This window comes from Haemophilus parainfluenzae, from assembly GCF_003252795.1.
Classification (GTDB): domain Bacteria; phylum Pseudomonadota; class Gammaproteobacteria; order Enterobacterales; family Pasteurellaceae; genus Haemophilus_D; species Haemophilus_D parainfluenzae_K.
On the sequence record NZ_QEPQ01000001.1, the window covers coordinates 261589 to 274407 of the forward strand.

A 12819-nucleotide genomic window follows, 5' to 3' on the forward strand; every position below is an offset into this window, starting at 1 on the left:
ACATCTCAAAAAAACGTCTTTAAAATTGACCGCTCTTTTCATTCTTTTTAACAAAATAGGAAAGCAACTATGCAAGCATTATTAAAACTCACTAACTTTGTGAGCAAAACTTTCGCATTATGGGCGATTGTTTTTGCTCTTCTCGCCTTTCTCTTCCCAGAGCAATTCAAAATTTTTGCACCCTACATTCCTTACCTTTTAGGTTTAGTGATGTTTGGTATGGGGATTACCTTAACTTTTGCAGATTTCAGTGAAGTGGCTAAACACCCTAAATCTGTATTCATTGGTGTAGCGGGTCAATTTATCATTATGCCGGCTATCGCATTTGGATTAGCAAAAGCCTTTAATTTACCTGCTGATTTAGCGGTTGGTGTAATTCTTGTGGGTTCTTGCCCGGGTGGTACTTCATCAAACGTAATGACTTATTTAGCGAAAGGTAACACTGCGCTTTCTGTTGCTTGTACCACAATCTCAACCTTGCTTTCACCAGTATTAACCCCTGCTATTTTCTATGTATTAGCAAGCCAATGGTTAGATATTGATGCCGGTGCAATGTTTATGTCTGTATTAAAAATGGTGTTGTTCCCAATTTTCTTAGGGTTAGTCGTTCGTGCATTATTCAAAAAACAAGTGGAGCAAGCAAGCCAAACTATGCCATTAGTGTCTGTTATTTCTATCGTGTTAATCCTTGCAGCCGTCGTTGCAGTAAGTAAAGATAAGATCGTAGAATCTGGCCTATTAATTTTCAGCGTGGTGGTTTTACATAACTGCTTAGGCTATTTAATTGGCTACTTTGCGGCAAAATTATTTAAACTTAATACGGCGGATAGTAAAGCGGTGGCAATTGAAGTCGGTATGCAAAACTCAGGTTTAGGTGCTGCACTGGCAGCTGCTCACTTCAACCCAATTGCCGCGGTACCAAGTGCTTTATTTAGTTTCTGGCACAATGTATCAGGTCCAATTTTGGCGAATATTTTCTCCAATATCAAAAATGAAAAATAAACTAATTGGATAAAAAATAAGGGCGGAAATTACATTCCGCCCTTTTTTATACTTTACGAATTACTTCACTGAACCACAATTTAAACAATATAAATACTGCCCTTTTGGATCATTAAATTGGCTCAACACATTCAGTTGTTTTTTCACTTGATGCACTTCCTGTGGCAGTCCCAACCAATTTGTCAGTAGTGTTTGACCTTTTTGTTTAAGCTTGCGATCTAATTTAGCGAAGAAGCTATTATCTTCATCCACCAACCATTGCACACTAAAATTATCCATGTATTTATCAGGATGTTGATTGACTAGTGCGACCACTTTATCAATGGCTACATCAATATCGCCTAATTCATCCACTAAGCCATTTTTCTGTGCATCTTGCCCTAACCAAACTTGGCCCTGAGCAATTTTATCCACTTTATCTTTTGATAATTGACGACCACGGCTTACCACATCTAAGAAACGATCATAACCATTTTCGATACTAAGTTGATAAATATCCTGTGTATTTTTACCCAATGGACTTAAAGCTGACGTTTCAGCGAGATCCGTTGTCGCTACGCCATCAGTACTCATTCCCATTTTTTTGATTGTATTTTCAAAGGTTGGGAATAATGCAAAAATCCCGATTGAACCCGTAATCGTATTTTTATCTGCCACAATATAGTCAGCAGTTGAAGAAATCCAATAACCACCAGAAGCGGCCATTCCCCCCATGGATACCACAACAGGTTTACCTGCTTTCTGAAGGTTTTCAGTTTCTTGGCGAATAATTTCTGATGCAAATGCACTGCCACCCGGTGAGTTAACACGGAGAACAACCGCCTTTACTTTCTCGTTATTGTAGGCTTGTCTCAATAACTTCGCGATGGTATCGCCGCCAGCTGATTCTTCATCGCTTTCACCATCAATAATGGTCCCTTCGACATTCACTACCGCAACGATATTTTTTTCATTTGGATCCACAGAGAAACGATCGCCTAAATCAGATAAATAATCTTCAAAATCCACTAATTTGGCTTTGCCTTCTTCACCTTGACCAAAAAGTGCGGTCAATTTTTTATCTAAATCCAATCTTGTCGCAAACTGTGTCACCAACTGACGTTTTTTCACATAAGCCGTTTCATCACCTTTTAACGCTTTTAAATCACTAATATATTTTTGTGCATTCGGTAATACATCATTGGCGGTAATATGGCGATTAACCATTAGTGTTTGCATATAATTTTGCCACATGCCACCAAGCCATTTTTGCATATTCGCTTTTGCTTCTGGCGACATATCATCACGCAAGAACGGTTCTACCGCGGACTTATAAGTCCCTACACGAAAAATATGAGGTGTGATTTCAAGTTTTTCGAGCATGGATTTAAAGTAAAGATTTTCCTGACGCAAACCTTGAATACCGACTTGCCCAATCGGATTGAGATAAATGTCATCCGCAAAACTCGCGAGGAAATACTGTGCCTGCGTGTAATTATCAGCATAAGCAATAACCGGCTTTTCTGACTCTTTGAAGCTTTGAATCGCTTTTCCTACATATTCTAATGAGGGAAGATCACCCCCTTCAAAGTCATTTAAATTCAGTACCAAACCACGAATTCGTTCATCATCTTTTGCAGATAAAATGCTTTGTACCACATCAAAAGTGGAATATTTATAAGAGACCTTTTCATTATTTAAACGTTGAAATTCCTCTTGCCAACTCAGCATATCTTCCGTGTTATCTGCAAGATAGCCTGTTAAATTTAAATATAATGCGCCTTGATCGCCTGATAAAACTTGGCTTTTCTTACCATCACTAAAAAGACTGACAAGCACAATCAACGCTAAAACAAACAGTAAGAACACAAAATTCATCACAAGATTTCGGATAAAATTGAGCGCTTTACAACAAAATTTCAATACGCTTAAGATGACATTCATGCGAAATTAAACCTTTAAAACAGAAATAAAAATTGTGCGTAGCCTATCATAAAGTCCTATGAAAAACTATGCTATAATCAACCGCACTTAACTAGAAGAAGGAAAATACTATGGATGCATTAACCCTTTTAACACAACGCAAATCGAATAAAAAATTAATGGCACCAGCCCCTAGCCAAGTGCAATTAGAACAGATGTTTCAAGCGGCTTTACATGCCCCTGATCATGGTAAACTTGAACCTTATCATTTCGTGGTAATCCAAGGCACAGGTTTAAGTGAATTGGAAAGCTTACTCAAAGCGGCGGTGACTGAATTTGATTTAGGTGAAGAACGATTAAAAAAAGCAGAAAACTTTGCACGCCGTGCGCCAATGGTCATTGCAGTGATAGCTAAAATTAATCATGAAGTTAAAAAAGTACCAGGTTGGGAACAAATGCTTACTGCAGGTGCAGCAACTTATGCGATTCAACTTGCAGGCAATGCATTGGGTTTTGAAAGTTTTTGGGCAACTGGTCCTCTCGTTGAGGGACGTGAATTACGTGAAGCATTTGGTTGTGACAAAAATGATAAGATCGTTGCCTTATTACAAATTGGTACCGCAGCTGAAAAATTAGAAAGAGACTGTAAACCAAAAGATTTATCACGTTTTGTGAGCCATCTATAAAGATCAAAAAAGGCGGAGATTTCCGCCTTTTCTATTCATGTTATTCAAACTCGCCTTCTAATCCACTTCGGATTTTATTTTCAAACGCTGTATAGTCCACTAAAAACGCATCGTGACCATAATCCGATGGGAATTCGTAGAATCTTAAATCCACGCCAGCTTGCTCTAAAAGCTGTTTACTTTTATGCAAATCAATGGATTTAAATAGTTGATCTGTTGTCACTGAAACCAATGTATAGCAGGCTTTAATTCGAGATAACGCTTCTTTGACATCCGTATACCCTACGCTAGGATCATACAGATCGAGAGCACGCAATAAATGCAAATAGGTGTTAGCATCAAAACGCTCTAAGAATTTTCTACCTTGATAACTCAAATAGGATTCCACTTGAAAGTGATCACCCCAAAATTGTCCTTCAGATTTAGTCGCTCGCCCAAATGCCTTGGCTAACTGTACATCGGTCCGATAGGTCAACATTCCCAACATACGAGCAATAGAAAGACCTTGATTAGGCGGTGTCCCTTCATAATAATCACCATTATTAAAATTCGGATCATTAATGACAGCCTGACGCATCACATGATTAAACCCAATAGCTTCCGCACTGAAGAAAATTGAAGAGCAAAGATTCACAATATTATCCATAAAATCCGGATAATCAATTGCCCATTGTGTAGCTTGCATACCGCCAAAAGAGCCGCCCACTATCGCTTTTAGATGTGTTATACCGAGATAGTCAAGTAACGCTTTTTGTACTTTGATAATATCTTGAACAATAATATTGGGGAACTGACTACCATAAGGTTTTCCCGTAGTGGGATTAATTGAGCTTGGTCCCGTTGTTCCTTTACAACCTCCTAATACATTTGAACAAATGAAAAAATATTTAGATGTGTCAAATGCGAGGCCATCCCCCATAAAATTTTGCCACCAACCATCTTTATTCGGTTCATCAAAATAAGGTTCTGCATCTCCCGTTAAGGCATGACAAATCAATACAGCATTGCTTTTATCTGCATTTAAAGTCCCGTAAGTTTGATACGCGACATTGATAGGCGAAAGCTGCCCACCCAATGTTAATTGGAGGGGATTGTCTTGAAAAAGCACGACATTTTGCACAGCCATTAAAATGATAACCTTTTACGTTGATGATTTAACAATTATCAACAGCTCATGTTTTTTGTCAAGAAGTTTTAGACGTTTAGACGTCCAAATATTTCCTTATCAATTTGGTAAACAAATTACACTTGAAATTATTTTGATTTTTCAGTATGTTAGCCATATGCAACTATCCAAAATGCGGTTAAAAATGACCGCACTTTCATGGCTCTCTCGCCTTCCGCTGAAAAAACTCCTCGGCTACGCTTTGGGGTTAGGTTTACTCGTCTTGATTGGTTGCTTCACCATTGATCGTGCTATTAGTTTCTATGTACAGGATCGCGTTTATGAAGACGTTGAAACGCTCCCTCATCGCCACTATGCACTAGTACTTGGTACATCTAAATATGTTGCCAAAGGCAAAACCAACAAATATTACGACTACCGTTTAGAAGCATCAAAATACTTAATCGATCAAAATAAAGTTGATTATTTATTGCTAAGTGGCGATAACCGCACGCTTCAATATAACGAGCCTCGCACCATGTTTTTAGACCTACGTAAAATGGGCGTGTCTGAAAGCGTCATGTTTAAAGATTTTGCAGGATTCCGCACCTTAGACTCTGTTGTGAGAGCAAATAAAGTTTTCCAAGTGCCCTCTTTTACGATCATCAGTCAAAAATTCCATTGTGAACGTGCTCTGCTTATTGCTAAACATTACGATATTGATGCCATTTGTTTCACCGCGAAACAGCCTGAAGTTTATTTTGGGACGCGTGTCCGCGAAATGTTTGCTCGCGTGAAAGCCGTATTAGACTTAATTATCGGGGTAAAACCTTATTTTCTTGGCACGCCAGAACCACTGCCAATGCCTACTGAATAGTTAATGATTCTTTAATTTTTACCTTGTTTAATCAAAAAAGAGCTAAATAAAAAGATTTTTATACGATTTTTTATCATATTTATTTGACAATTTTTACTTAAATCGCTATTTCTAATAGCCATCATAAAACACAACATCTTACTTTTTCATTTTAGAGGATTATCTTATGTCTCATTTATCGGTAGCAAAATTTGGTGGTACATCCGTCGCGAACTATTCCGCTATGCAAGCTTGTGCTAAAATCGTCATTGCAGATCCTAATACTCGCGTTGTGGTACTTTCTGCATCCGCTGGTGTCACAAACTTATTAGTTGCCTTAGCCAATGGTGTCGAAGCTGAAGAGCGCGCAAAATTAATTGGTGAAGTCCGCCAAATTCAAGAAAACATTTTAAATGAATTAAAAGACGACAGTCGTGTTCGCCCTATCATTGAAAAATATTTAGAAAATATTACCGCACTTTCTGAAGCAGCTAGCCTTGCAACATCACTTGCTTTAACTGATGAGCTCATTAGTCATGGTGAAATGATGTCAACGCAAATTTTCATTGAAGTATTAAGAGAATTACAAGCTTCTGCGACTTGGGTTGATGTACGTACTTTAGTGGCAACCAATGATAACTTTGGGAAAGCGGCACCAGATGATGCACAAACTCAAGCGAACTGCGATAATTTATTGAAACCATTAATCGACCGCGGTGAATTAGTTATCACTCAAGGCTTTATCGGTCGTGAACCAAGCGGTAAAACGACGACTTTAGGCCGTGGTGGTAGTGACTACTCTGCTGCACTTTTAGCTGAAGTATTAAATGCAAAAGATGTCTTAATTTGGACTGATGTGGCAGGTATTTATACGACCGATCCACGTGTCGTACCAAATGCACAACGTATTGATACCATGAGCTTTGCTGAAGCAGCTGAAATGGCAACCTTTGGGGCGAAAGTATTACACCCTGCGACATTGCTTCCTGCTGTGCGGAGTAATATCCCGGTTTATGTAGGTTCAAGTAAAGCACCAGAAGCTGGTGGTACTTGGGTAACACGTGACCCGCAACCTCGCCCAACATTCCGTGCAATTGCATTACGTCGCGATCAAACCCTATTAACGCTTTCAAGTCTCAGTATGCTACATGCACAAGGCTTCCTAGCGAATGTATTCACTATCTTAGCGAAATATAAAATTTCTGTGGATACGATCACAACCTCAGAGGTAAGCATTGCATTAACCTTAGATAAAACGGGCTCTGCTTCATCTGGTGTAGAATTACTTTCTCCTGAATTATTAGAAGAATTAAGCCAATACTGCACCGTAAAAGTGGATACCGGCTTATCTCTTGTCGCATTAATTGGAAATGATTTACACCTCGCTTCAGGTGTGGCAAAACGTATTTTTGATACCCTTGAAGGCTATAATATTCGCATGATTAGCTATGGCGCAAGCACCAATAACATTTGTATGCTCGCGATGAGCGACAAAGCAGATGATGTGGTTCGTTCATTACACAAATCATTGTTTGAATAAAAAATTTACTGAAAGTGCGGTTAAAAATAACCGCACTTTTTTACGTTTAAAATTTGAGATTATGACCAAAAAAGAGTAAAGTAATCGTTTGTCTGATTTATAAACTTACGCAAACTTAAGGCGGAAATTATGGGAAAAAGTGTTGTTGTTCTTGGCGCTCAGTGGGGCGATGAAGGGAAAGGCAAGATCGTTGATTTATTAACAGATCGCGTTAAATATGTGGTGCGTTACCAAGGTGGTCACAACGCAGGTCACACTTTAATTATTAATGGCGAAAAAACCGTATTACGCTTAATTCCATCAGGTATTTTACGTGATAACGTGACCTGTTTAATCGGTAACGGCGTAGTGCTTTCTCCTGCTGCATTAATGCAAGAAATGGGCGAATTAGAAAGCCGTGGCGTAAAAGTACGTGAACGTTTATTAATTTCAGAAGCTTGTCCATTAATCCTACCTTATCACGTTGCAATGGATCATGCGCGTGAAGCCGCATTAGGTAAAAAAGCCATTGGTACAACTGGTCGTGGTATCGGCCCAGCTTATGAAGATAAAGTCGCTCGTCGTGGTTTACGTGTGGGCGATTTATTCAATCGCGAAGCCTTTGCTGAAAAATTAAAAAATATCCTTGAATACTATAATTTCCAATTGGTGAACTACTACAAAGTAGAACCTGTTGATTATCAAAAAACATTAGACGATGTGTTCGCGGTAGCTGATATTATTACTGGCATGGTAGCAGATATCACAACTATTTTAGATACTGCTCGTAAAAATGGCGACAACATCCTATTCGAAGGTGCACAAGGCACCATGCTTGATATCGACCACGGTACCTATCCGTATGTAACCAGTTCGAACACCACAGCAGGCGGCGTAGCAACTGGTTCTGGTTTCGGTCCTCGTAACCTTGATTATGTGTTAGGTATCATCAAAGCATACTGTACACGTGTTGGTGGTGGTCCATTCACCACTGAGTTATTCGATGAAACCGGTGCTGAAATTGCCCGTAAAGGTAACGAATTTGGTGCAGTAACCGGTCGTCCACGTCGTTGTGGTTGGTTCGATGCTGTAGCGATTCGTCGTGCAATTCAACTTAACTCTATTTCTGGCTTCTGTATGACCAAATTAGACGTATTAGATGGTTTCGATGAAGTGAAAATCTGTACAGCTTACAAAATGCCAAATGGCGAAATCGTTGAATATGCACCATTAGCAGCAAAAGATTGGGAAGGCGTAGAGCCAATTTACGAGACCTTACCTGGTTGGAAAGAAAACACCTTTGGTGTGACTGATGTAAATAAATTACCGCAAACTTGCCGTGATTATATCAAACGTATCGAAGAAGTAACTGGTGTGCCAGTAGCTATCCTTTCAACGGGTCCAGATCGTGTTCAAACAATGATTTTACGCGATCCATTTGCGGCCTAAAACAGCATAAAAATAAACCGCACTTTGGCACAACCAAGTGCGGTTATTTTTTAAGGAATTTTTGATGACTGAACAAGATATTGCTGACTACCTAAAAAATCACCCTGATTTTTTTACTCATCACCCGGAATTACTTCAACAGCTTACCATTCCACATAGACATGAAAAAGGGACGATGTCATTAGTCGAAGCACAACTTGCGCAGCAACGAGAACAGATCAAAACACTTACTCTACTACTCGAAAAATTTCATCAGCTTGCTCATCAAGAAGCGGATATCTTCTTTGCCCTCTTACCTTTGCAGAAAAAACTGTTTCAAGCAGAAGACTTTATCGCCATCAATGAAAAGCTTGATGACTGGGCAAAAAGCTATGAGCTAGAAGGTGCAAAAATCTTACTTTTCACTGATAGCTGGCAAAAAAAGGACAGCATTCCTGAACAATATTGGCTAGACCGAAAAGCTTTTGAACTCATTCGACTAGAGCGTATGGGTTTACGCCAATTCTATTTAGGTGATCTCTCCAATAAAGAAAAAGCCCTCATGTTCCTTCCTGAAGAACTCCCTATCGGCTCTGTGGCGATTTGCCGTTTAGGGGGAACACCTCAAAAACCAACCGCACTTTTACTCTTCAAATCTCGAGACACAGACCGTTTCCACAACGATCAAGACACCACATTTCTTCGACATTTAGTTGATATTGTAGAATTGCATTTGGGGAGATGGATTTAAAGGTTACTAATATCAATTAATTGATCCCGCTCACAATTTCAAGAAAATAAACTTTCTTTATTTTTCAACTCTTTCTACAATACCTTTGTTTTTATTATTAAAAACACACAATTCAATTTAACTTCAGATATCACAAGGGTCTAATTATGAAAATTTTAACTTGGCCTGTGGTTGCAGGTGCTGCACTTGGTATCGTTGCGCCACTTCTTACTTACAATGGCAATCCTGGTAATATGGGATTTTGTGCGGCCTGTTTCTTACGCGATACAGCCGGCTCGCTTGGATTACACCACGCCGCCCCATTGCAATACCTTCGTCCAGAACTCATTGGATTAGTTTTAGGAGCTCTCGCTAGTGCATTCTTATCTAAGGAATTCAAACCTCGTGGTGGCTCTGCCCCACTTGCTCGTATTAGCTTAGGCTTTTTTGCGATGCTTGGTGCACTCATTTTCTTAGGTTGTCCATGGCGTGCTTATTTACGATTAGGCGGCGGTGATCTCACTGCAATTGCAGGTATCGTAGGATTATTTGCTGGTGTATTAGGTGGCATTTTCTTCGCAAATCGAGGATTCTCATTAGGTAAATCTAAGGAACAAAGCCAATCTTCTGGCTTAATCGGTCCAATCTTTGCCGTGATTTTGCTTGTTTTAGCCTTAACCCAATTTAAATTTGGTGAAAATCTAGCAATTTACACCTCTGAAAAAGGCCCTGGTGCACAACATGCGGCTATTTGGATGTCACTTGCTGGCGGATTACTTCTTGGTGTGCTGATGCAAAAATCACGTTTTTGTACAATTGGGGCATTCCGAAACTTTGTCCTCTTCCGTGATGCACATTTATTAAATGGTGTGATTGCACTGATAGTCTTTGCAGCAATAACCAATGCCTTATTAGGTCAATTTCATTTAGGCTTTGAAAAACAACCTATCGCACATAATGACTATCTCTACAATTTCCTTTCTATGGCGCTTTGCGGACTTTGCTTTGCATTAGGCGGTGGTTGTCCAGGTAAACAATTAGTCAATATTGGTGAAGGGAACAATGACTCAGCATTATTTGTGCTCGGTATGCTACTAGGCGCAGCTGCGGCACATAACTTTGGTTTCGCGGCTGCTCCTACTGGTGTTCCAACCTTTACGCCTTATGTTTTAATTGCCGGTTTTGCAGTTTGTTTATATATCGCATTAACCAATAAATCGGAAGCTTAACATTCATTCAGAATAAACAAAAAGGAAGTCAATTATGACTTCCTTTTTTCGTTTTCAAAAGTGCGGTCATTTTTAACCGCACTTTCCACATCATTAGAGAATATTTTTCTCACCACGGGAAAGGCTAATTAAGCCTGAACGAACAATCTCAAGTAATGTACTTTCTTCCTTCACAGCCTCAACAAAAGCATCTAATTTGTCTTTTGTACCCGTTAATTGAATCGTGTAGGATTTTGTTGTTACATCCACAATCTGACCACGGAAGATGTCGGCTAAACGTTTTAACTCATCACGCGATGAACCCGTTGAACGTACTTTCACTAACAACACTTCACGCTCAACGTGCTCATGTTCACTCAAGTTAATAACTTTAAACACATCCACTAATTTGTGAAGTTGTTTTTCGATTTGTTCGAGCACTTGCTCATCACCCACCGCTTCAATCGTCATACGAGAAAGCGTTGGATCATCGGTTGGTGCCACAGTTAAGCTTTCAATGTTAAATGCACGTTGGGAAAATAAGCCGACCACACGAGATAATGCGCCGGATTCATTTTCTAATAAAACAGATAAAATTCTACGCATTATTCTTTCTCCTCTTGTGGTTTGCTTAAAATCATCTCATTCATCGCCCCGCCGCGAACTTGCATTGGGTAAACGTGTTCGGTTTCATCAACGTTAATATCAACAAAGACCAATTTATTTTTAATACTGAAGGCTTCTTTTAATTTGCTTTCTAATTCATCTGGTGTAGAAATTTGAATTCCCACATGACCATAAGATTCGGCTAACTTCACGAAATCCGGTAAAGAATTCATATAAGTTTGAGAATGGCGGCCAGAGTAAATCAAATCCTGCCATTGTTTTACCATGCCTAAGAAGTGGTTGTTCAAACAAATTACCACTACTGGAATACCATATTGCGTTGCTGTTGAAAGCTCTTGGATATTCATTTGAATACTGCCATCACCCGTTACACAAACCACGGTTGCTTCAGGATGCGCAAGTTTTACCCCTAATGCAGCCGGTAAACCGAAGCCCATCGTACCTGCACCACCTGAATTGATCCAACGGCGTGGTAAATCAAACGGATAATGTAATGCGGCAAACATTTGATGTTGGCCTACATCCGATGCCACATAAGCTTGGCCTTTTGTAATACGATATACCGCTTCCATCACTTGTTGCGGTTTAATTACGCCTGAAGTGCGGTCGAAATCCAAGCATTTTTTCGCTTTCCATTCATCAATTTGTTTCCACCAATCTTCTAATTGGTTTTGAGGACGTGAACCAATTTCTTCACCTAATAAGCTTAAGAACTCATCCAATACATTTTTCGCGTTACCTACAATTGGAATCGCAACAGGGACGTTTTTAGAAATAGAGGTTGGATCAATATCAATCTGAATCACTTTTGCATTCGGGCAATATTTATCTAAGTTGTTAGTGGTACGGTCATCAAAACGCACCCCAACCCCAAGGATCAAATCACTTTCATGCATGGCTGTATTGGCTTCGTAAGTCCCGTGCATCCCAAGCATACCTAAGAATTGTTTATCGGTACTTGGATACACACCTAAACCCATTAATGACGAGGTAACCGGTAAATTTAAACGTTGTGCAAATTGCGTTAATTCTTCATGACAACCTGCAGCGATTGCCCCACCACCCACGAATAAAACTGGTTTTTTCGCTACTAATAATGCTTTTAACGCTTTCTTAATTTGACCTTTGTGACCATTTACCGTTGGATTATAAGAACGAAGCTCAACAGATTTTGGATATTCGTAAGGATATTTTAAAGTCGGGTTTACCGTATCTTTTGGAATGTCTACGACAACGGGACCTGGACGGCCTGTTGAAGCAATATAAAAGGCTTTTTTCAAGATACCTGGAATATCTTCTGCTTTCTTAACAATAAAGCTGTGTTTAACCACTGGACGAGAAATCCCCACCATATCACATTCTTGGAACGCATCACGGCCGATTAAGCTACTCATTACCTGACCAGAAATGATCACCATTGGTACCGAATCAGTATAAGCGGTCAAAATCCCCGTAATCGCATTGGTTGCACCTGGACCAGATGTCACTAACACACAACCTACTTTACCGGTCGCTCGTGCATAACCATCAGCCATATGCACCGCAGCTTGCTCATGACGAACTAAAATATGTTCAATCCCACCAAGAGTATGGATTGCATCATAAATATCCAATACGGCACCGCCTGGATAACCAAATAAATACTCAACGCCTTCGTCACGCAAAGACTGAACCACCATTTCCGCACCGGATAATTTCTTCATATTTTACTCCTAAAACTGACCGCACTTTTATTACTACGATTCGTTGTCAAAAC

The 12819-nt window shown here is 39.6% G+C and carries 11 protein-coding genes; 7 read left to right on the forward strand and 4 right to left on the reverse strand.

Annotated features, from left to right (window positions below; all coding sequences use genetic code 11):
• Positions 1–69: 69 nt before the first annotated feature.
• Positions 70–1002, forward strand: a complete 933-nt coding sequence (locus DPV81_RS01235; protein WP_111386296.1) for a bile acid:sodium symporter family protein — start codon at positions 70–72, stop codon at positions 1000–1002.
• Between the two features lie 60 nt (positions 1003–1062).
• Here the strand turns inward: DPV81_RS01235 and sppA are convergent, their stop codons facing one another.
• Positions 1063–2925, reverse strand: coding sequence for a signal peptide peptidase SppA (sppA, locus tag DPV81_RS01240; protein ID WP_111386298.1), 1863 nt, complete (start codon positions 2923–2925; stop codon positions 1063–1065).
• 110 nt (positions 2926–3035) lie between these two features.
• Here sppA and DPV81_RS01245 point away from each other — a divergent pair, with 110 nt between their 5' ends.
• The gene (locus DPV81_RS01245; RefSeq protein WP_070867972.1) at positions 3036–3590 is read left to right on the forward strand and encodes a nitroreductase family protein; all 555 of its coding nucleotides are present in this window, start codon (positions 3036–3038) and stop codon (positions 3588–3590) included.
• Between the two features lie 40 nt (positions 3591–3630).
• Here the strand turns inward: DPV81_RS01245 and metX are convergent, their stop codons facing one another.
• Positions 3631–4716 carry a homoserine O-acetyltransferase MetX gene (metX, locus tag DPV81_RS01250; RefSeq protein ID WP_070867973.1) on the reverse strand — a complete coding sequence of 362 codons (1086 nt, stop codon included), beginning with the start codon at positions 4714–4716 and terminating at the stop codon, positions 3631–3633.
• A gap of 157 nt (positions 4717–4873) precedes the next feature.
• Here metX and DPV81_RS01255 point away from each other — a divergent pair, with 157 nt between their 5' ends.
• The 5 genes from DPV81_RS01255 to yedE all read left to right on the forward strand — a co-directional run bounded on the left by DPV81_RS01255 (position 4874) and on the right by yedE (position 10457).
• Positions 4874–5572 (forward strand): SanA/YdcF family protein, encoded by a 699-nt coding sequence (locus DPV81_RS01255; protein WP_049369006.1) that lies wholly within the window; start codon positions 4874–4876, stop codon positions 5570–5572.
• Positions 5573–5738: 166 nt separating this feature from the next.
• Complete coding sequence (gene lysC / locus DPV81_RS01260; RefSeq protein ID WP_111386300.1) at positions 5739–7091, forward strand: lysine-sensitive aspartokinase 3; 1353 nt, start codon at positions 5739–5741, stop codon at positions 7089–7091.
• A gap of 129 nt (positions 7092–7220) precedes the next feature.
• Positions 7221–8519, forward strand: coding sequence for an adenylosuccinate synthase (purA, locus tag DPV81_RS01265; RefSeq protein ID WP_005695883.1), 1299 nt, complete (start codon positions 7221–7223; stop codon positions 8517–8519).
• A gap of 64 nt (positions 8520–8583) precedes the next feature.
• Positions 8584–9249 carry a DUF484 family protein gene (locus DPV81_RS01270; RefSeq protein ID WP_111386302.1) on the forward strand — a complete coding sequence of 222 codons (666 nt, stop codon included), beginning with the start codon at positions 8584–8586 and terminating at the stop codon, positions 9247–9249.
• A 146-nt stretch (positions 9250–9395) separates the two neighbouring features.
• On the forward strand, positions 9396–10457 hold the full coding sequence (gene yedE, locus DPV81_RS01275) for a YedE family putative selenium transporter (protein ID WP_111386304.1): 1062 nt from the start codon (positions 9396–9398) through the stop codon (positions 10455–10457).
• Between the two features lie 93 nt (positions 10458–10550).
• On the opposite strand, the gene ilvN is transcribed toward yedE, so the two are convergent.
• Positions 10551–11042 (reverse strand): acetolactate synthase small subunit, encoded by a 492-nt coding sequence (ilvN, locus tag DPV81_RS01280; protein ID WP_111386306.1) that lies wholly within the window; start codon positions 11040–11042, stop codon positions 10551–10553.
• Positions 11042–12766 (reverse strand): acetolactate synthase 3 large subunit, encoded by a 1725-nt coding sequence (locus DPV81_RS01285; protein ID WP_049367501.1) that lies wholly within the window; start codon positions 12764–12766, stop codon positions 11042–11044. Before DPV81_RS01285 ends, ilvN begins: the two co-directional genes overlap by 1 nt.
• Positions 12767–12819 lie beyond the last annotated feature (53 nt).